Consider the following 19,568-nt stretch of genomic DNA (forward strand, 5'->3'; position numbering starts at 1 on the left):
GCTCGCGGGGCGGGCTCGCGGGGCGTGGCGGCTCGCCAGGTCGGCGACATGGGGGTGTCCTGCGACGGGGATGCCCCGATGTCGCCGACATGGAGTCGATCATCCGGCTCGTCGCCCGAGCGGCGTGGACCGGGCGGCGTGGACCGGGCGGCGTGGACCGGACGGCGGGCGGGCCGCCCGGGCCGGAACGGTCAGGCCGGCGGAGCGAGCAGGGCCGCGAGCGCGTCGGCGGTGGCCGGGTACGCCCTGAGCAGCCCCCCGGCCCCGACGGCGACCGCCGAGCCGGGGCCGCCCGGCCCGAGGCCGCCCGGTCCAGAGCCGCCCGGCCCGGGGCCGCCCGAGCCGGTGACGGCCGGGTCGAGGGTCCAGCCGCCCGCGCAGCCGAGCAGGTCCGCCACGGCGTCGCAGGTCGCCGGGTGGCCCGCCAGCAGGTCGACCAGCGGGCCGGGCGCGACAGCCGCCGATCCCGCCGTCACCGGTCCCGGGACAGTCGCACCGGGGGCGACCGACCCGCCCGCCGCCGACCCGCCCGCCGGCCGGGGTGCCCACGGGGGCACCCAGGCGTCCAGGGCGGGCAGGGCCGCCGGGAACGTGCGGCCGGCCTCGCGGACCAGGGTCGGCACCAGCTCGCCGGCCTGGGCGCGCAGCGTGGTGATCAACGTCGGCAGCCACGGCAGCAGCACCGGGTCGGGCAGCCGGGCGAACGCCGTGGACATCACCTCCACCACGAACGGCGCCAGCCCGGGCACGGGCTCCAGGGCCTGCACGAAACCGCTGAGGTACTGCGGGAAGGACGGCACCACCAGCGGGTTGGCCAGCAGCTCGGCGCTGCGGGCGCGCAGCTGCGCCAGGGGCAGCAGGCCGAGGTGGTGCTGGGCGGCCCAGTGCAGCGCCACCCGGGCCGGCGCCTCCGGCCGGGACTGCCGCACCGCCAGTTCGAGCTGCGTACGGTCGCAGCCGAGGGACAGCGCGAGGCTCTCCATGCCGAACAGGAAGCCGAGCATCGCGCCCACCTGCCGCACCCCGGTCTCCGCGTCGACGAACGCGGTGGGCAGCAGCGTGCAGTAATGGGCGTACCCGGTGGTGACGAACGCGGCGCACCAGGGCGGCAGGGTCGGCTCGGTGGCCCGGTAGTGGGCCAGCAGCCGGCGGATGCGGCGCAGCACCTCGGGGGCCTCGTCGACGGTGCGCTCGGCCGCGAGCAGCTCCACCGCCCGGGTGCCCAGCTCGTCGACGAGCCGGCGGCCGTCGAGCAGCAGGAGCGCGTCCTCGACGGCTTCGAGGGCGACGGCGGCGGTGGCCCGGGGCCCCCACGCCCAGCGGCGCAGCCGCTGCTCCAGGACCTGCTCGACGGTGACGCCCTCATAGCCCAGCTCGATCAGCGCGCGCTGGTTGCGGCCGAGGGCGAGGTCCCAGCTCTCCTGCGTCGACCGTTCCCCGAGCCGGCGCTCCCCCATGATCGGGCGGACGGCGTCGCGGGGCAGCAGGTGGCGCAGCCGCCACAGCAGGTCCGAACAGCCGGCCACGGCCGGGTCGGCGGTCAGGTCCAGCAGGGCCCGCTGGATGGTGCGCTTGTCCAGGTCGAGCCCGAGGGGGGCGAGCCGGTCGAGCACGTCGCGGGCCAGCGGGGGCAGGGCGTCGTACCCGACCTGGCCGATCCGGTCGCCGCCGAGCAGGATCTCGCAGAGCCGGCGCACGTCGCGCCGGCCCGGGACCACGTCCTTCTCGATGCAGGTCACGGCCGCGTCGGCGAAGTCGTACGGGGTGGGTCGGGCCCGGTTGCGCAGCCCGGCGAGCAGGATCGACGTCTCGAACACGGCGATCGCGTCGGCGGTGCTGGCCAGGTAGCCGTTGCGTCGGGCCAGCCGGACGATGTCCACGCACCAGCCGCGCAGCTCCGCCTCGTCGAGCTCGTCGAGGACCGGCGGCCGGGCGAGGAACCCCGACAGTCGATCGGTGACGGGCTCGTCGGCGGCCTCGGCCGGGGCAGCCCTGCGGGCCCGGCCCTTCGCCGCCCTGCCGCCGGCCTGCCCGGCCAGCCGGAACGGGGTCACCCCGGAACGGGACACCGCCTTGGCCCAGGTGGCCGCCGCGATCGAGACCGAGCCGGGCGCCAGCCCGAACTGCGCCTCGATGGCGGAGTGGCTGGACGGGATCAGCCCGTACAGCCAGCGGGTGGCGGTGCGCGGGCTGATCTCGTACGGCGCGGCGTCGGGCCCGGTGCCGAACTGTTCGACGGGGCTCGCGGCGTGGAACGCGCCGCAGACGTAGAGACAGTCGGTCGGGTCGACGCCGGAGGCGGCGAGGTGCTGCCGCATCCGGGTCCACATGTAGCGCTCGCGGTCGGCGTCGCGGTCGAGGCGGTCGGCGTCGGCCGGGCGCAGCCGCCGGAACAGGCTGCCGATGAGGACCATCACCTGCCGGTACGTCTCGTGGTCGGCGGCGACGAGGGGCTGCTCGACGTACTGGTCCCACCACTCCGACCAGTGCCGGACCTTGCCGTGGTGCAGCAGGTAGGACTCCAGCTCGGCGAAGCGGGGCCGCAGGTCGCCGATCTCCACGCCGACGGCGTCGCCGTGCAGCGCGGCCTCCTCCTCGGCCGCGGCCGGAGCGTCGGGGGTGCCCGCCGGCCCCTCGGCCGGGTCGCGGGGCGCCCACTGGAAGACGTGGTCGACCGAGCGGTCCACCAGCACCAGCTCCACGCCGGGGGTCTCCAGCGCGTACGCGATGGCCTGGTACTCGGCCGACGCCTCGGTGATCGGGGCGACGACGCTGAGCGGGGCCCACTCGGCGGGGAAACCGTCGAGCTTCGACGCGTACGCCTGCACGGCCACCGGGAGGCGGCAGTTGCGCAGCTCCCCCAGCAGGGGCTGCAGGTCCTCGCACAGCTCCAGGTAGATCACCTTCGGTCGTTTGGCGCGCAGCCGGCGCGCCATCGCCAGGGCGGAGGCCGGCGAGTGGTGGCAGACCGGGAAGATCTCCAACCGCTCGCCGAGCGCCCGGTCGACGTCGTCGATCATCCCGGTGAGGATCTCGGCGAGCGCGCCGGGGCTGCCGGCGAAGGCCGCGGCGGCGTCGGTGAGCTGTCCGCGCAGCGCGTCGAACGCGCCGGGGCCGCCGGGTGCCCGGGCGGGGGTCGGCGCGACGACGCCGGGCGGGTGCACCCCGGGGGCCGCGCCGGGCGGGGTGGTCGTCGGGCCGGTCACGACAGGGTGGCGATCGCCTGGCGGCCGCCGTCGAGGAAGCCCTCCCACGGGCCGCCGTCGGCCTTGGCCCGGGGCTCCACCACGCCGTGCAGGTATTTGTTGAGGATCGCCAGGTCCTCCGGGCTGCGCCGGGCCAGCGAGCCGACCAGCGAGCCGGCGAGGGTCTCGGCGCGCAGGGTGCGGTCGCCGAAGAACTGGCTGTGCAGGATGGCGTCCTCCAGCACGCCGATCTGCTCGGCGGTGGACAGCGCCGACTCCAGCTTCTCGTCGTCGCTGGTCGCCGACGCGGCGGCGGCCCGCAGGTCGGCGAAGCTCTGCAGCAGGATGTCCAGCAGGGTGGGCGGGACGTCCAGCTCGATGCGGTGCCGGCGCAGCAGTTCCTCGGTGCGGAACCGGACGATCTCCGCCTCGCTGCGCTTGTTGGTCACCACGGGGATGCGGACGAAGTTGAACCGCCGCTTCAGCGCCGAGGAGAGGTCGTTGACGCCCCGGTCGCGGCTGTTGGCGGTGGCGATGATCGAGAAGCCGGGCCTGGCGAAGACGATGTTGTCGGCGTCCAGCTCGGGGATGGCGACGTACTTCTCGGACAGGATGGAGATCAGGGCGTCCTGCACGTCGCTGGTGGAACGGGTCAGCTCCTCGAAGCGGCCGATGACGCCCTGCTCCATCGCGGTCATGATGGGCGACGGGATCATCGACTCGCGGGACTGCCCCCTGGCGATGACCATGGAGACGTTCCACGAGTATTTGATGTGGTCCTCGGTGGTGCCGGCGGTGCCCTGCACCACGAGGGTGGAGTTGCCGCAGATCGCGGCGGCGAGCAGCTCGGCGAGCCAGCTCTTGCCGGTGCCCGGGTCGCCGATGAGCAGCAGGCCCCGGTCGGAGGCGAGGGTGACGATGGCGCGTTCGACGAAGCTGCGGTCGCCGAACCACTTCTGGGCGACCTCCCGGTCGAGGCCGTCGGCCCGCTCGGAGCCGAGGACGAACAGCCGCACCATCCGGGGGCTCAGCCGCCACGAGAACGGCTTCGGGTCGGTGTCGACCGACTCCAGCCAGGCCAGCTCCTCGGCGAACGTGACCTCGGCGGGGGCGCGCAACATCTCGGACATGTCAGGGGTCTCCTAGGTGAGGAAGTTCTTCAGCTCGAAGACGAGCTTGCGGATGTGGCCGGAGATGACCGGGGTGCCCAGGTCCTTGAAGCGCTGCCGGAACCAGGGGTTGACGATCTGGGTGCCGGAGCTGTTGACCGAGCCGACCGGGATGAACTTCACCCCGGAGCGGTGCACCGCCTCGATGCCGTCGAACAGCGGCTGGGAGCGGTCGAACTCGTAGAAGTCGGAGATCCAGACGAGCACGGTGTTGCGCGGCTCGGTGATCTTCGGCCGGGCCATGGCCATCGCCACCGGGCCGTCGTTGCCGCCGCCGAGCTTGGTGCGCAGCAGCACCTCGAACGGGTCGTGCACCCACGGGGTCAGGTCCAGCGCCCGGGTGTCGTACGCGATGAGGTGCACGTCGACCTTGGGCAGGCCGGCGAAGATGGACGCCAGGATCGTGCAGTTGACCATCGAGTCGACCATCGAGCCGGACTGGTCGACGACCACGATCAGCCGGGCCGGGGTGGTGCGCCGGGCGGTCTGCCGGTAGAAGAGCCGGTCGACGTAGAGGCGCTGGTCCTCCGGGCTCCAGTTGGTGAGGTTCTTCCAGATCGTGCGGTCCAGGTCGAGGTTGCGGAACACCCGCTTCGGCGGCACCGACCGGTCGATCGTGCCGACGCTGGTCTGTTCGACCTGGGTGCGCAGCACCTCGGCGACCTCGTCGACGTACCGGCGGATCAGCGCCTTGGCGTTGGCCAGCGCCACCCCGGACAGGTTCGACTTGTCGCGCAGCAGCTGCTCGATCAGCGACATGCTCGGGGTGAGCTTCGCGGCCAGCTTCGGGTCGGCGAGGACCTCGCGCAGGTGCATCCGGCGCACGAGGTCGCCCTCCAGGCCGGCCAGCACCCCGCCGAGGCCGCCGCCGTCGCGCCCGTTGCCGGCCTGCCGGCGCAGTTCGCCGGGCTCGCAGCCGAGCGCCCGCTCGAACCAGCCGGCGTCGGACTGCCACCGGGCGAGCTGGGTGGCGCTGACGCTGCCGCCGCCGGTGGCGAACACGTTGAGCAGCAGCTTCGACACCAGCGCGGCCCGGCGCACCTCCGCGTCGCCGGCCGGCGGGGCGGGCCCGTCGCCCGGTGGCACCGCCTCATCCGCGGGCGGGGCGGCCCCCTCACCCGCCGCAGGCTCGGGACCAGGCGAGGGCTCGGGCGGGGTGAGCAGGCCGGTCAGCTCGCCGGCCAGGTCGGGGAAGCGCTGCACGACGGTGTCGACGGAGACCGACGGGTCCAGCAGCGCGGCCGGCAGGCCGAGGTCGTCGACGACGGCGACGCTCGCCGCCTCCAGCGCCGGCTGCTCCTCGGGGTCGAAGAGCCGGGCCAGCAGCCGCCAGTAGAGCACCTGCCGGCGGTTGGCGTCGGGGTTCACGGGCGGGCGCGCGGCGTCGCCCGGCCCGGAAGCGGGCAGGCCCGCCGCGGCGTCGCCGGGCCCGGGAGCGGGCGTGCCCTGCGGGGTGTCGGGGGTCGTGGTCATCGGCGCAGCAGCCGTCCCGCGCGTTCCCGCAGCACGGCGACGGAGTCGCCGGCCTTCGCCTCGGCCTTGGCGACCTTCGCGTCGGTGGGGCCCTGCGCCCAGTCGCCGGTGTGCGCGGCGACGGTGGCCCGCTTGACGGTGCTCTGCACGGCCAGCGGCTGCACCGTCCACCGGCCGGCGTCCCAGCGCAGCAGGCCCAGGCAGGCCGTCGAGGCGGCGACCAGGGCGGGGGTGAGCGGGCCGCAGGTCGGCAGCCGGTCGACGTCGACCGCGACGCTCGCCCCGTCGATGGTGAACCGGACGTCGTCGCCGGCGGTGTCGACCGCGTAGCCCTCCAGCAGCACCGGCTCGGCGACCGCAACGGGGTGCCGGTCCAGCGGCGGCGTCGGCGCGGCCAGCGCGGCGGGCAGCAGCACCCGGGCGGTGGCGAACGGGTCGGCGGGCTCGCCGGCGCGGGCCTGCCCGTCGCGCCACCACAGGTCGCCGCCGGCCAGCGGCAGGTCGGTCACCTCCAGGGCCCGGCGCTCGGCCAGCGCGGCCAGCAGGACGGGGTGGTCGGCGAGCAGCCGCCACAGCGCCGGGCCGACGATCGTGTCGGCCTTCGTCGCGGCGACGGCGGTGCGGACCAGCCGCGCCGGGGCGCCGCCGGACGGTTCGAGGACGCCGTGCACCTGCACCTGGACGGCGGTGGCGTGCTCGTGCACGTCGACGCCGAGCACCAGCAGCCGGCCGGAGACCCGCTCGGCGGCGGCCGGGTCGGCCACGCCGGCGGTGTCCTGGGCGAGCAGCACGGCGCGGGCCCACAGGTCGGCCCAGCGCCGGGCCGGCACCGCCGGCATGGTGGCCACCGGGCAGGACGCGGCCAGCTCGCCGGCCAGGCCGTCGAGGAGCACGGCGAGGCGGCGCAGCGGTGCGACGGCGAGGGTCGCCTCGACCGGCCGGCCCCCGGCCGCGGCCAGGTCGTGGCCGACCCCGCGCCAGCCGGTGATGGCCAGCTCGGTCAGCCAGGAGCGGGCGGCGGCCAGCGGGGCGGCGGCCCCGTCCGGCAGCGGCGCGGCCGCCGGGACGGACAGCGCGGCGCGCTCCCGGCCGAGCGCGGCGTCGGCGGCGGCGAGCAGGGCGTCGTGGGCCGCGCCGAGCAGGGCGGCGCGGGCCCCGGCCAGGGCGGCGAGGTGCTCGGCGGCGGGCGCCCCGGCGGTGACCTGCGCGACCGCCTCGGCGACCCGGCCGCCCAGCGGGGTGACCGCCAGGGCGGTGGCGACGTCGCCGAGCCCGGCGAGCTGCGCCTCGCCGGGGCGGGCCAGGCCGGCGACCAGGGCGTCGTCGAGGCCGGCGACCACGTCGAGGGCCGCGTCGACGCCGGCCAGCGCGGCGTCGACCAGCGCGGTGAGCTGGGCCCCGCGCATCAGCGGCCCGCCCCGGTCGCCGGGAACCAGTGCAGCTCGGGCAGCGGCCCGTCGGCCACCGGCAGCTCCAGGTAGGCCAGGTGGCGCAGGAACCGGCTGAACACGACCGCCGCCGGGGTGGGCTCGTGGTGGCCGTCGATCCCCCGGAGCAGGTCGCCGCCGGTCTGCGCCCCGTCGGGCGCGTCGATGCGCAGGTAGCGGCTGACGCGGGCGACGCCGTACTGCAGGACGGCCTCGTCGAGCAGGGCGTGCAGGTGCTTGCAGGGCGCGCCGCGCAGGCCGCCGCAGGGCCGGTTGTTGTTGGTGGAGCAGTGGAAGGCGTGGCTGCCGGCGGCGATCGAGGAGACGTAGACCCGCTCGATGTCGGAGCCGCTGGACACCACCCCCTGCAACCGGCCGTCCGCCAGCTCGACGAAGGGGACCTTCGCCAGCTTGCGGGGACGCACCGCGGGCAGCACCGGCGCGAGGCTGCGCCGCTCCCACGGTGCGTGCTGCGTCTGGGGCACTGCGACCTCCGTAACCGGTGCGCCCGCGGGCGCGCCGACTGGGGCGCCGGCCGTGGGCCGGCGCACGACGACAGGGGGATGGCGGAGCACGGTGGCCCACCGGAACCGGGCCCCGCAGCGCCCGTCCTGGGAAAGATCATGCCCCCGGGGTACGACAGGTTCGCCGCCGGGCCGGACGGGCGGCGGCGATGCGCGCGCCGGGGGTGCGACACGTCCCGGCTGGTGGCAGGCTGGCCCGGGCGGCCGGGCGCACGCAGTACGGTTACGGCCGCGCAACGGTTGTGAGCAGGTGCGGGAGGAGAGCCGGAATGGCCGAGGAGATCACCACCACCGACGAGTGGCGGGCGCTGGCGGCGCACGCGGAGAAGCTGCGGGACGCGCACCTGCGCGACCTGTTCGCCGCCGACCCGGACCGCGGTGAGCGGTTGGCCGGCGAGCTGGCGGACCTGCACGTCGACTACAGCAAGAACCTGGTGACCGACGAGACGTTGACCCTGCTCGCCGCCCTGGCGCGGCGGGCCCGGCTGACCGACCGGATCGCGGCCATGTTCGCCGGGGAGCACATCAACACCACGGAGGACCGGGCGGTGCTGCACACCGCGCTGCGCGCCCCGGCGGGCGCGGCGCTGACCGTGGACGGCCGCGACGTGGTGGCCGACGTGCACGCGGTGCTGGACCGGATGGCGGCGTTCGCCGACCGGGTCCGCTCCGGCGAGTGGGTCGGGCACACCGGTGAGCGGATCCGCACGGTGGTCAACATCGGCATCGGCGGTTCCGACCTCGGGCCGGTGATGGCGTACGAGGCGCTGAAGGCGTACCGGGACGCGGGGATCACCTGCCGGTTCGTCTCCAACATCGACCCGACCGACATCGCCGAGGCGACGGCCGACCTGGACCCGGCGAGCACCCTGTTCGTGGTGGTGTCGAAGACGTTCTCCACCCAGGAGACCCTGGCCAACGCGCGGCAGGCCCGCGACTGGCTGCTCGCCGGCCTGGGCGGCGACGCCTCGGCGGTGGCCCGGCACTTCGTCGCGGTCAGCACCAACGAGCAGCGGGTACGCGACTTCGGCATCGACCCGGCGAACATGTTCGGCTTCTGGGACTGGGTGGGCGGGCGCTACTCGCTGCCCTCGGCCGTCGGGCTGTCCGTGATGCTGGCGGTGGGGCCGGCGCGGTTCCGGGAGCTGCTGGCCGGCTACCACGCCGTCGACGAGCACTTCCGCACCACGCCGGTGGAGCGCAACGTGCCGGCGCTGCTCGGGCTGCTCAACGTGTGGTACACCAACTTCCTGGGCGCGCAGACCCACGCCGTGCTGCCGTACTCGCAGTACCTGCACCGGTTCCCGGCGTACCTGCAACAGCTGACGATGGAGAGCAACGGCAAGTCGGTGACGCTGGACGGCACGCGCGTGTCGTACGACACCGGGGAGATCTTCTGGGGCGAGCCCGGCACCAACGGTCAGCACGCCTTCTACCAGCTCATCCACCAGGGGACCCGGCTGGTGCCGGCGGACTTCATCGGGTTCAGCCGGCCCCGGCACGACCTGGGCGACATGCACGACCTGTTCATGTCGAACTTCTTCGCGCAGACCGCCGCGCTGGCGTTCGGGCGCACCCGGGAGCAGGTGGAGGCCGAGGGCACCCCGGCGGAGCTGGCGGAGCACAAGGTGATGCCGGGCAACCACCCGACCACCTCGATCGTCGCCGCCGAGCTGACCCCGGCGGTGCTCGGCCAGCTCATCGCGCTCTACGAGCACATCGTGTTCACCGAGGGCGCGATCTGGGACATCAACCCGTTCGACCAGTGGGGGGTGGAGCTGGGCAAGGTGATGGCCAACCAGCTCGCGCCGCTGCTCACCGGCGGCGACGCCGACCTGTCCGGGCTGGACTCGTCGACCCGCGCCCTGATCGCCCGCTACCGGGCGCAGCGGCACGCCACCGACTGACCGGCCCGCGGTTTCCCGGAACCGGCCGACGCCCCCGCGGCGTCGGCCGGTTCTTTCTTTCGAGGCGGCACGGGTCGCCGGTGACTTTTGTCATCGCGGACCGTGCGGCCCGCATCCATGGTCATGACTTACTGCACTGGGAGCGGGCGGGTCCGGTCCACGAGACTCATATCCGTCGCCGGGCAACGGAACCGGCCGAGATCGCGGAGGGGGCCACGGTGGACGAGCGCTACGACAACTACTGCGCCGCGGACCGGCTCTTCTACGACTCGCTGGGCAGCGCGGTCGCGCAGCCGGCGTTCGCCGCCACCGAGCGGGACGTGCCGGCCGGCTGGCGTCGCGAGTCGCTCGACGACTGGCTGATCCACGCCCCGGAGGGCGGCTCGCTGCCCCAGCAGGGCTGGAAGATCCACGTGTCGGCGACCCTCGACAACGCCGAGCGGGTGCTCGACGCGGTGTGGGACTACTGCGTGCCGCGCGGGCTGTCGTTCAAGTTCCTGCGCGGGCCGCGCACCCTGCTGCTGCGCAATTCGAAGTACGCCTCGCGGTCGGCCAGCGGCAAGTTCGTCACCATCTACCCGCACGACACCGCCGAGCTGGAACTGGCCTGCAAGGAGCTCGACGCGCTGCTCGCCGGCGAGGCCGGGCCGTACATCCTCAGCGACCTGCGCTACGGCGCCGGGCCGGTGCACGTGCGCTACGGCGGCTTCGCCCGCCGCTACTGCCTCTCCCCCGACGGCCAGGTCGTCCCCGCGATCGCCGACGCCTCCGGCACGCTCGTGCCCGACCGCCGCGACCCGGTGTTCCACCTGCCCGACTGGGTGCCGCTGCCGGACTTCCTGGCCCCACACCTGGCCGCCCGCAACGCCACCAGCACCACCGAGGTGCCGTACAAGATTGAGAAGGTCATCCACTTCTCCAACGGCGGCGGCCTGTACGTGGGCCGGGACCTGCGCACCGACGCCAAGGTGGTGCTCAAGGAGGCCCGCCCGCACGCCGGCCTCGACGCCGACGGCAACGACGCGGTGGCCCGGCTCGCCCGGGAGGCCGCCGCGCTGCGCCGGCTCGCCGACCTGCCCCAGGTGCCCGCCGTGCACGACGAGTTCGCCATCGGCGACCACCGGTTCCTGGCCCTGGAGTTCGTCGAGGGCCGGTCGCTGAACAAGGTGGTCGTCGAGAAGTACCCGCTGATCGACGCCGACGCCACCGCCGCCGACCGGGCCGAGTACGCCCGCTGGGCGCGCGACGTCCTGACGCAGGTCGAGGCGATCGTCGCCGCGATCCACGAGCGCGGCCTCGTCTACGGCGACCTGCACCTGTTCAACATCATGGTCCGCCCCGACGACCGGGTGGCCCTGGTCGACTTCGAGGTCACCGCCCCGATCGAGGGGCACCGCCGCCCCGGCCTGCGCAACCAGGGGTTCGCCGCGCCGAACGACCGGACCGGCCCCGCCGTCGACCGGTACGCGCTGGCCTGCCTGCGCCTGGCGCTGTTCCTCCCACTGACCCAGCTCGTCCGGCTCGCCCCGGGCAAGGCCGCCCGCCTCGCCGACGTCGTCGCCGAGAACTTCCCGGTGCCCCACGAGTGGCTGGCCGAGGCGGTCGCCGAGATCACCGGCACCGCCCGACGGGAGGACACCGGCACCGCCCGACGGGAGGACACCGGCGGCGACGGGGACACCGCCACCGGCCGCGACCAGACGGAGGGCGGCGACACCATCGACGTGACCGGCGACTGGCCCGGCACGCGCCGGCGGATCACCACCGCGATCCTCGCCAGCACCACGCCACAGCGCGACGACCGGCTCTTCCCCGGCGACATCGAGCAGTTCCGCAGCGGCGGGCTCAACCTGGCCCACGGCGCGGCCGGGGTGCTGCACGCCCTCGCCGTCAGCGGCGCGGGCCGGTTCCCCGAGCACGAACAGTGGCTCGTGCGGCGGGCCACCGCCCCGGCGTCGGGCACCCGGATCGGCTTCTACGACGGCCTGCACGGGGTGGCCTACGCGCTGGAACACCTGGGCCGGCGTGCCGACGCCCTCGACGTCCTCGACGTCTGCCTGCGCCAGCCGTGGGCCGAGCTGGACCTGAGCCTGGCCAACGGGCTGTCCGGCATCGCCCTGAACCTCGCCGAGCTGGCCGGACGCACCGGGGAGACCGCGCTGCGCGACGCCGCCGACGAGATCACCGCCGCCGTGCTCGACCGGCTCGGCGACGACCCCGGCCCGGACATCAGCGGCGGCCGGCACCCGTACGCGGGGCTGCTGCGCGGGCGCACCGGGGCGGCGCTGCTGCTGGTGCGGATGCACGAGCTGACCGGCGACCCGGCGCTGCTGGAGCACGCCGCCACCGCGCTGCGGCAGGACCTGCGCCGGTGCGTGCTCCGCCCGAACGGGGCGCTGGAGGTCAACGAGGGCTGGCGCACCATGCCGTACCTCGGGCAGGGCGGCGTCGGCATCGGCCTGGTGCTCGACCAGTACCTGCGCCACCGCGCCGACGAGCGCTTCGCCGAGGCCAGCGCCGGGGCACGCCGGGCCGCCCGGTCCCCGTTCTACGCCCAGTCCGGCCTCTTCGCCGGGCGGGCCGGGATCATCGCGTACCTGGCGACGCTGCCCGACGCGGACAGCCGCCGGGAGCTGGACGCGCAGCTGCGCCGGCTCGGCTGGCACGCCCTGCCGTACGGCGGCGGGACCGCCTTCCCCGGCGAGCAGCTGCTGCGCCTCTCCATGGACCTGGGCACCGGCGCCGCCGGGGTGCTGCTCGCGCTGGCCTGCGCGCGGCACGACGAGCCGGCGACCCTGCCCTTCCTCGCGCCGCTGGCCGGCGCGCCCGAACTCCCCCGCAGCGGCGGGGGCGACCACGACCCGCCAACCGACGGGAGGAGGTGATTCGACATGGCACTCCTGGACCTCCAGGGCCTCGAGCTGGCCCCGGCCGACCGCACCAGCGGCGACTCCAGGGCGAGCCTGCTGCTCTGCGGCGACAGCGGCCTCTCCGTCACCACCTGCAACTGACCCCATCCACCGCACCACCCCCCGAAAGGACTGATCGACATGGCGCTCCTCGACCTGCAGGGCCTCGAGATGGCCCCGGCCGACCGCACCGGCGGCGGCTCCAGCGCGAGCCTGCTGCTCTGCGGCGACAGCGGCCTCTCCGTCACCACCTGCAACTGACCCAGACCGTTCCGCGGCGCCCCGGGTGGACAGACGTGTCCACCCGGGGCCGCCCGCCGTTTCGCGGGGAGGCGCCGATGCGCAGGGGCGACGGGCCGTTCCGCCAGGCCGCCCGCGACGCCGGGGGCTGGGCCTGGGCGCTGGGCGCGGTCACCCTGACCGGTGCCGTCGCCGAGCTGCTGCTGCCGGCGGCGCTCGGGCTCGCCGTCGACGCCGCCCTGACCGGCGGCAGCCGCTGGTGGCCGGTGGCCGTCTGTGCCCTGGTCGCCGTGCTCGTCACCACCGACACCCTCGGCGACCTGGCCGCCGGCTACGGTGCCGCCCGCGCCACCGCCCGGCTGCGCGGCCGGCTGCTGCGGCACCTGTTCGCCCTCGACGTGCGCGCCGCCCGCCGGTATCCGGTCGGCGACCTGGTGGGCCGGCTGGTCGGGCAGGCCGCCGACGCCGGTCAGGCCGGCAACACCGTCGTGCTGGGCGCGATCGCGCTGCTGCCCCCGCTGGGCAGCGTCGTCGCGCTCACCCTGATCGAGCCGGCGCTGGGGGTCACCCTGCTCGCCGGCCTCCTGCTGCTCGGTGGCCTGATGCGCGCGTTCGTCACCGACGCGTCGGCGGCCACCGCCGGCTACCAGAAGGCCCTGAACCGGATCGCCGGCCGGCTGCTGGAGTCGCTCGCGGGCGCGCGGACCATCGCCGCCGCCGGGACCCGGCGGCGGGAGCAGGCGCGGGTGCTCGCGGCCCTGCCGGAGCTGGGCGGGCACGGCCGGCGCGGCTGGGAGCTGCTGGCCCGGGCCAGCGCCCGCACGGCCGCCGTGGCGCCGCTGCTGCAACTGGCCGTGGTCGCCGTCGGCGGGTACGCCCTGACGGCCGGCTGGCTCACCCCCGGGCAGCTCGTCTCGGCGGTCCGCTACGCGGCGACCGGGGCCGGGCTGGGTGCGGTGCTGGCCACCCTGAACCGGCTCGTGCGCAGCCGCTCCGGTGCCGCCCGGGTCGGCGAGCTGCTGGCCCTGCCGGCACCGGCCGACGGCGACGCCCCGCTGCCGCCCGGCGCGGGGGCGCTGCGGCTGCACGGCGTGACCGTGCACGGCGACGACGGCCGCCCCGTCCTCGACGGCGTCGACCTGGACGTGCCGGCCGGCGCGACGGTGGCGGTGGTCGGCCCCTCCGGTGCCGGCAAGTCCACCCTCGCCGCCGTCGCCGGCCGGCTGCACGACCCCGACGCCGGTCAGGTGCGGCTCGACGGGGTGCCGCTGCCCCGGCTCGACCCGGCCGAACTGCGCCGCGCCGTCGGGTACGCCTTCGACCGCCCCGCCCTGGTCGGCGCGACCGTGCACGACGCGGTCGGCCTCGCGTTGCCCCCGCAGCAGGCCGCGCCCCCGGCCGACGGCTCCCCCGCGACGGTCGCCGTGCGGCGGGCCGCCGAGGCGGCGGCCGTGGACGACGTCGTCGCCCGGCTGCCGCAGGGATTCCGCACCCCGCTGGCCGACGCGCCGTTCTCCGGCGGCGAGGCGCAGCGCCTCGGGCTGGCCCGGGCGTTCGCCGGTGCGCGGCGGCTGCTGATCCTCGACGACGCCACGTCCAGCCTGGACACCGTCACCGAGCACCGGATCTCCCGGGCGGTGACGGGACGGCCGGGCGGGCGTACCCGCCTCGTGGTCACCCACCGGGCCGCCACGGCGGCGGCGGCCGACCTGGTGGCGTGGCTCGACGGCGGCCGGCTGCGCGCCGTCGCCCCGCACGCCCGGCTCTGGGCGGACCCGGCCTACCGGGCGGTCTTCCGCGCGGACGGGGAGGCCGGGTGAGCGCGCGGGGCCGCGCCGCCGGGGGCACGTCCGGGGTGGGACGGGCGACGTGGGCGGCGCTGAGCGCCCGGCGCGCGGCCGTGGCGCGGCTGGCCGGCTGGTCGGCCGTGGAGGCGCTGCCGGCGTTGCTGTCGGGGGCCCTGGTGGCGCGGGCCGTCGACGGGGGCTTCCTGGCCGGTCGGCTCGGCTCGGGGCTCGGCTGGCTGGCGGCGCTGGGCGCGGCGATGCTCGTGGGTGCGGTGGCGACCGGCCGGACGTACCGCAGCCTCGGCGCGGTGGTCGAACCGTTCCGCGACGACCTCGCCGCCCGGGTGGTCCGGGCCGCCCTGCACGACGCGACCCGGCCCGGCGGACGCCCCGACAGCGCCGCCGCGGCCCGGCTCACCCACCAGGTGGAGCTGGTCCGCGACACCTTCGCCGGCCTGCTCATGGTGACCCGGGGGTTCCTGTTCGCCGCCGGCGCGGCCCTGATCGGGCTGCTCGCCCTCGACCCGGTGGTCGCGGCGCTGGTGGCCGCGCCCCTCGTCGCGGGGGTGGTCGTGTTCCTCGCCGCGCTCCCGGCCATGGCGGGGCAGCAGCGCCGGTACGTGCGCGCCGGGGAGGAGCTGGGCCGGGCCGCCTCCGCCGCGCTGGCCGGGCACCGGGACGTACGGGCCTGCGGCGCGGCCGGGCGGGTCGTCGCCGACGTGGGCGCGCGGGTGGCCGACCAGGCCGCCGCCGAGCGGACGCTGGCCCGGATGGCCGCCGTGCGCAGCCTCAGCCTCGGCCTCGGCGGCTGGCTGCCGCTGGCGGTGCTGCTGCTCGCCGCGCCCTGGCTCGTCGACCGGGGCCTCACCGCCGGGGCGGTGCTCGGGGCCCTGGTGTACGTCTCCACCGGCCTCCAGCCCGCCCTGCACGCGCTGGTGCAGGGCGTCGGGGGCGGCGGCCTGCGCTACGTGGTCACCCTCGACCGCATCCTGCGGACCTGCCCCGACGAGGCGGGCGAGCCGCCCGTGGGGCCGCCCGACGCCGCGCCCGTCCCGCCCGACGCCGGGACGCCCGCCGTCTGCGCCCGGGGGCTGACCTTCCGGTACGGCGTCGCGGCGCGGCCGGTGCTCGACGACGCAGGCGTGACGCTGGCCGCCGGGGAGCACCTCGCGGTGGTGGGGCCCAGCGGGGCGGGCAAGTCCACCCTGGCCGCGTTGCTGTCCGGGCTGCTCGCGCCGCAGGCCGGCACCGTCCGCCTCGGCGGGGTCCCGGTCGCCGACGCCCCGCCGGAGGCACAGGCCCGGCTGCGGGTGCTGGTGCCCCAGGAGGCGTACGTCTTCACGGGATCGCTCGCCGACAACCTGCGCTACCTGCGGCCCGACGCCGACGACGCCACGGTCGCGGCGGCCCTGGACGCCCTCGGCGCGGGCCCGCTCGCCGCCCGGCTCGGCGGGCTGGCCGGGGAGGTGACGCCGGCGGCGCTCTCGGCCGGCGAACGGCAGCTGATCGCCGCGGTGCGGGCGTACCTCTCCCCCGCCCCGCTGGTGCTCCTCGACGAGGCGACCTGCCACCTGGACCCGCCGACCGAGGCGCGGGTCGAGGAGGCCTTCGCCCGGCGACCCGGCACGCTGGTGGTGATCGCCCACCGGATCAGCTCGGCCGTCCGGGCCCGCCGGGTGCTGGTGCTCGACGGGGCGCGGCCGGTGATCGGCACCCACGAGGAGCTGCTGGCCCGGTCGGCGACGTACCGGGAGCTCGTCGGCCACTGGGACGACCGGCCGGCCGCCGCCGCCCGGAGCTGACCGCCCCGGGCCGCCGCCGGCCGGCCGGCGGCGTGCCTCAGATCCAGCCGGACTCGCGGGCGAACCGGACCGCCTCGATCCGGGTGCGGGCCCCGGTCTTGCGGGCGATCCGCCCGAGGTGGTTGCGGACGGTGCCGCAGGACAGCCGCAACGACCCCGCCACCTCGGCGACCGGTGCGCCAGCGGCGGTCAGCCGCAGCACCTCGGTCTCGCGGGCGGTCAGCGGGCAGTCGGCGGCGAGCGCCGCCATGACGAGTTCGGCGTCGACCACCGACTCCCGGCGGGCGAGGCGACGGACCCCGTCGACCACCCGCTGCGGCGCCACGTCGCTGGCGAGGATGCCGACGGTGCGCCCCGGGGCGAACACCCCGTGCAGGCCCCGGGCGCGGCGCGGATCGGCGAGCACCAGCAGCGGACACGGCTGTGCCGTCGCCGGGTCCACCATCGCCCGGCCCTCGTTGATCAGATCGAAATCCACCACGGCGACGTCCGGCCGGCCGGCACGGACGGCCTGGTCGACCGCGTCGCCGCGGCCCACCTCCCCCACCACGTGGATGTCCTCCTCGGCTGCGAGGACGAGCGACAACGCGCCCCGGACCAGGGCACCGTCCAGGGCGAGCAGGGTACGGATCACGTTGGACCTCTCCCAGGCGTCTCGGCGCATCACAGATCGTGAACATTCAAACACGAATCACTATGCATCGCTCGACGAGCGAACGGGGTACCGGATCGCTTCGCCGGTACCCCGTTCGGCACGTCTACAACCATCCCTCCCGTTGCGCCAGGCGGACCGCCTCCATCCGGTTGCGGGCACCCGTCTTGTGCAGGATGGCCGACAGGTGGTTGCGCACCGTCCCGTGGGCCAGGAAGAGCCGGCGGGCGATCTCCTTGAGCGGTACGCCCTCGGCCGCCTCCCGCAGCACCTCCCGCTCCCGCCGGGTGAGCGGGTTGACCGGTGGGCTGAGCACCGCGACCGCGGCGGACGGGTCGATCACCCGTTCCCCGGCGGCGGTCGTGCGGACGGCGCGGACCAGTTCCGGCAGCGCGACGTCCTTGCTGACCAGCCCGCGCGCCCCGGCCGCCAGGGCCGCCTCCACCAGCGGTGGGCTCCACCGGTGGCTCATCGCCAGCACGGCCGTCCCCGGCGCCTCGGCGACCACCTTGGCCACCACCTCCGCCGACTCGGGCAGCTCCGGCTTCAGGTCCAGCACCAGCACGTCGGGACGTTCCCGGCGCAGCACCGCCCACAGGTCGCCGACGTCGGCGGCGTCGGCGATCACCTCGATGTCCTCCTCGCTCGCCAGCGCGGCGCACAGCGCGCTGCGCAGCAGTCCCATGTCCTCGGCCACGACGACGTGGATCACCACGGATCTCCGATCTCGGGTACGCGGCACGCCGGCCCGGCCACGCCGGCTCGGGGCGGGCGGGGCGGGGTCGGTGTGCGCGGAACGGGCAGCGTCGGCCCGAGGCGGTCCCTGGTGGACGCCCACAGGCCCCGTACGGCCACGTCGGCGGTGCGGCACGGCACAGAGCCGGCGACCGCGGGACGGGCCCTGCCGAGAACTCAGCCGGGACGGGCGGCGACTCCCGGAGCCCGGCCGTGGGCCGAGGCCGGCGGGAGGGTGGTGCGGTGCCGGCCGACCGCGCTCACGGGCGAGCGCGGGGCCTCGGCCGCTGCGGGCGTGGGCCCGGACCCGGTGCGCGGGTCGTCGGCGCGGTCGTCCGTGGGCGACACGGGTCGGCTCGGGCCACCCGCCGACGTCGGCCCCGCCGCCGCCCGGACGGACCCGGACGACGAATCCGACGACGCACCGGCCGGGACGGCCGGCCACGCGGCCAGGAACGTCCCGATCGGGGCCTCGGCCGCGACGGCGGACCGCACGGGCGGGAACGCGGACGGCGCTTCACCACCGGGTACGACCGCCGGGGCGTCCACCGGGTCGACCGGCCCGCCCCCGGGTGTCGGCCCCGCGCGCGGCGGCGCCGACCCCGTCGGGTCGGCGGGATCGGACGGGACCAGGGGAAGCACCGGCAGCACCGGCGAGAGCAGGTTGCCCACCAGGCCCAGGATCGGGGCCACGAGATGCTGGTTGACCCCGGAGAGGGTCGAGGCGAGCAGGGCGCCGAGGGAGCTCGTCAGGTCGCCGACGACGTGCGGCAGGCAGTGCGCGAGCCGCCCGTCCCCGCCCCGCCCCGGCTCCCCGGACGGCAGCGCGGGAAGCGAGCCGGCGGGCGGGACGGCGGGGTGCTGCGGTGCGGCGTCCGGCGCGGCCGGTCCGCCCGGCGTGACCGCCACCCCGCCGGGCGACGTGCCCGGACCAGCCGGGCCGCCGGGGACGGGGTCGACGGCGTCGGGCCGGTCCGCCGCCGGCCCGGGCTCAGCCGGACCGGGTGGCACAGCCCCGGACGGCGCGGACGGCGCGGACGGCTCGGACGGCGCACCCGGCTCGGAGGGTCTGCTCGGCTCACCCGGCTCGGAGGGCGCACCCGGCGGGGACGGCGCGGACGGCTCGGGATCGGCCGGGGCGGGCTTCGACGGGCCGGGGGTGGACGGGACCGGGGTCGGCGGGGGCCGGAGCACCCCCCGGAGCGGGCCGGGACGCTCCCGGTCGGGCCGCGCGGGATCCCGCAGGGACGAACCGGGACGCGGCCCGTCGCGCGACGCGAGGCCCACCCGGTCGGTGTCGCCGGGGGCGAGAGCGCCGACGGACGGGTCGGCGTGGCGGGGTGACCCCGGGCCCTCGTCTGCCGCCGCGGGGCCGGAGAACAGGACCGCCGTGACGACGCCCGCGCCCACCGCCGCCAGCAGCAGCCCGGCCCGCCGCCACAGTCGGGCCGCCCCCGGGTTCGGCGGGACCCCGGCACGCCGCGACGCCACGGCCACCACGGCCGGGACGGAGCGGACAGCGGGACAACGCACGCGGGCCGACCTCTCTGCTCGGAAGGCGTCGACACATGGTAGCCACGCCGTCACCGCGCTGCATCTTCGTCGCGCGTCCGGTTTCCGACTGACCGGGCGGGAGAGTCAGTGGGGCGGAAGGTGGTCGCGGAGCGCGGCGAACTGGGCGACGGTGAGGTACGACGGGTTGGCCGGGTCGCATCGCGCGGATGTCGGCGAGGTGGCGGTATCCCGGCGCCCGGATGC

Annotated in this window: 14 protein-coding genes; 6 read left to right on the plus strand and 8 right to left on the minus strand. The window is 76.5% G+C overall.

Annotated features, from left to right (window positions below):
* Positions 1 to 191: 191 nt before the first annotated feature.
* From LPU61_RS25340 to LPU61_RS25360, 5 genes are read right to left on the minus strand one after another with little or no spacing between them, the layout of a single operon-like run.
* Positions 192 to 3,164: a hypothetical protein gene (locus tag LPU61_RS25340; RefSeq protein WP_374199714.1), complete on the minus strand. Its 2,973-nt coding sequence runs from the start codon at positions 3,162 to 3,164 to the stop codon at positions 192 to 194.
* A 38-nt stretch (positions 3,165 to 3,202) separates the two neighbouring features.
* Entirely contained in the window at positions 3,203 to 4,315 is a 1,113-nt protein-coding gene (locus LPU61_RS25345; protein ID WP_043963352.1) for an AAA family ATPase, read from the minus strand.
* A gap of 12 nt (positions 4,316 to 4,327) precedes the next feature.
* On the minus strand, positions 4,328 to 5,827 hold the full coding sequence (locus tag LPU61_RS25350) for a VWA domain-containing protein (RefSeq protein ID WP_082106334.1): 1,500 nt from the start codon (positions 5,825 to 5,827) through the stop codon (positions 4,328 to 4,330).
* Positions 5,824 to 7,233, minus strand: a complete 1,410-nt coding sequence (locus LPU61_RS25355; RefSeq protein WP_229406373.1) for a hypothetical protein — start codon at positions 7,231 to 7,233, stop codon at positions 5,824 to 5,826. The genes LPU61_RS25350 and LPU61_RS25355 overlap by 4 nt, the downstream gene beginning before the upstream one ends.
* On the minus strand, positions 7,233 to 7,739 hold the full coding sequence (locus LPU61_RS25360) for a hypothetical protein (protein WP_043963350.1): 507 nt from the start codon (positions 7,737 to 7,739) through the stop codon (positions 7,233 to 7,235). The genes LPU61_RS25355 and LPU61_RS25360 overlap by 1 nt, the downstream gene beginning before the upstream one ends.
* Before the next feature lie 308 nt (positions 7,740 to 8,047).
* On the opposite strand from LPU61_RS25360, the gene pgi reads away from it, so the two are divergent.
* The 6 genes from pgi (at position 8,048) to LPU61_RS25390 (ending at position 16,423) form a co-directional block, all read left to right on the plus strand.
* Positions 8,048 to 9,685 carry a glucose-6-phosphate isomerase gene (gene pgi, locus LPU61_RS25365; RefSeq protein ID WP_043963349.1) on the plus strand — a complete coding sequence of 546 codons (1,638 nt, stop codon included), beginning with the start codon at positions 8,048 to 8,050 and terminating at the stop codon, positions 9,683 to 9,685.
* 218 nt (positions 9,686 to 9,903) lie between these two features.
* Positions 9,904 to 12,570, plus strand: coding sequence for a class III lanthionine synthetase LanKC (gene lanKC / locus LPU61_RS25370; protein ID WP_229406374.1), 2,667 nt, complete (start codon positions 9,904 to 9,906; stop codon positions 12,568 to 12,570).
* Positions 12,571 to 12,576: 6 nt separating this feature from the next.
* Entirely contained in the window at positions 12,577 to 12,696 is a 120-nt protein-coding gene (locus LPU61_RS25375; protein ID WP_074476205.1) for a SapB/AmfS family lanthipeptide, read from the plus strand.
* A gap of 39 nt (positions 12,697 to 12,735) precedes the next feature.
* Positions 12,736 to 12,855, plus strand: a complete 120-nt coding sequence (locus LPU61_RS25380; RefSeq protein ID WP_043963346.1) for a SapB/AmfS family lanthipeptide — start codon at positions 12,736 to 12,738, stop codon at positions 12,853 to 12,855.
* Positions 12,856 to 12,932: 77 nt separating this feature from the next.
* Positions 12,933 to 14,654, plus strand: a complete 1,722-nt coding sequence (locus LPU61_RS25385) for an ABC transporter ATP-binding protein (RefSeq protein WP_043963345.1) — start codon at positions 12,933 to 12,935, stop codon at positions 14,652 to 14,654.
* Positions 14,651 to 16,423 carry an ABC transporter ATP-binding protein gene (locus LPU61_RS25390; RefSeq protein ID WP_229406375.1) on the plus strand — a complete coding sequence of 591 codons (1,773 nt, stop codon included), beginning with the start codon at positions 14,651 to 14,653 and terminating at the stop codon, positions 16,421 to 16,423. The genes LPU61_RS25385 and LPU61_RS25390 overlap by 4 nt, the downstream gene beginning before the upstream one ends.
* 37 nt (positions 16,424 to 16,460) lie before the next feature.
* On the opposite strand, the gene LPU61_RS25395 is transcribed toward LPU61_RS25390, so the two are convergent.
* The 3 genes from LPU61_RS25395 to LPU61_RS25405 form a co-directional block, all read right to left on the minus strand.
* Complete coding sequence (locus tag LPU61_RS25395; protein WP_228986855.1) at positions 16,461 to 17,087, minus strand: response regulator transcription factor; 627 nt, start codon at positions 17,085 to 17,087, stop codon at positions 16,461 to 16,463.
* 94 nt (positions 17,088 to 17,181) lie between these two features.
* On the minus strand, positions 17,182 to 17,787 hold the full coding sequence (locus LPU61_RS25400; RefSeq protein WP_043964638.1) for a LuxR C-terminal-related transcriptional regulator: 606 nt from the start codon (positions 17,785 to 17,787) through the stop codon (positions 17,182 to 17,184).
* A 200-nt stretch (positions 17,788 to 17,987) separates the two neighbouring features.
* Positions 17,988 to 19,343 carry a hypothetical protein gene (locus LPU61_RS25405; protein ID WP_229406376.1) on the minus strand — a complete coding sequence of 452 codons (1,356 nt, stop codon included), beginning with the start codon at positions 19,341 to 19,343 and terminating at the stop codon, positions 17,988 to 17,990.
* Positions 19,344 to 19,568: the final 225 nt, after the last annotated feature.

This window comes from Micromonospora sp. NBRC 110038, from assembly GCF_020884815.1.
Classification (GTDB): domain Bacteria; phylum Actinomycetota; class Actinomycetes; order Mycobacteriales; family Micromonosporaceae; genus Micromonospora; species Micromonospora haikouensis.

Coding starts and splice junctions, on each gene's coding strand:
- LPU61_RS25345 (WP_043963352.1), bottom strand. CDS start 4,315: ATGTCCGAGATGTTGCGCGCCCCCGCCGAGGTCACGTTCGCCGAGGAG.
- LPU61_RS25350 (WP_082106334.1), bottom strand. CDS start 5,827: ATGACCACGACCCCCGACACCCCGCAGGGCACGCCCGCTCCCGGGCCC.
- LPU61_RS25355 (WP_229406373.1), bottom strand. CDS start 7,233: ATGCGCGGGGCCCAGCTCACCGCGCTGGTCGACGCCGCGCTGGCCGGC.
- pgi (WP_043963349.1), top strand. CDS start 8,048: ATGGCCGAGGAGATCACCACCACCGACGAGTGGCGGGCGCTGGCGGCG.
- LPU61_RS25375 (WP_074476205.1), top strand. CDS start 12,577: ATGGCACTCCTGGACCTCCAGGGCCTCGAGCTGGCCCCGGCCGACCGC.
- LPU61_RS25380 (WP_043963346.1), top strand. CDS start 12,736: ATGGCGCTCCTCGACCTGCAGGGCCTCGAGATGGCCCCGGCCGACCGC.
- LPU61_RS25385 (WP_043963345.1), top strand. CDS start 12,933: ATGCGCAGGGGCGACGGGCCGTTCCGCCAGGCCGCCCGCGACGCCGGG.
- LPU61_RS25395 (WP_228986855.1), bottom strand. CDS start 17,087: ATGCGCCGAGACGCCTGGGAGAGGTCCAACGTGATCCGTACCCTGCTC.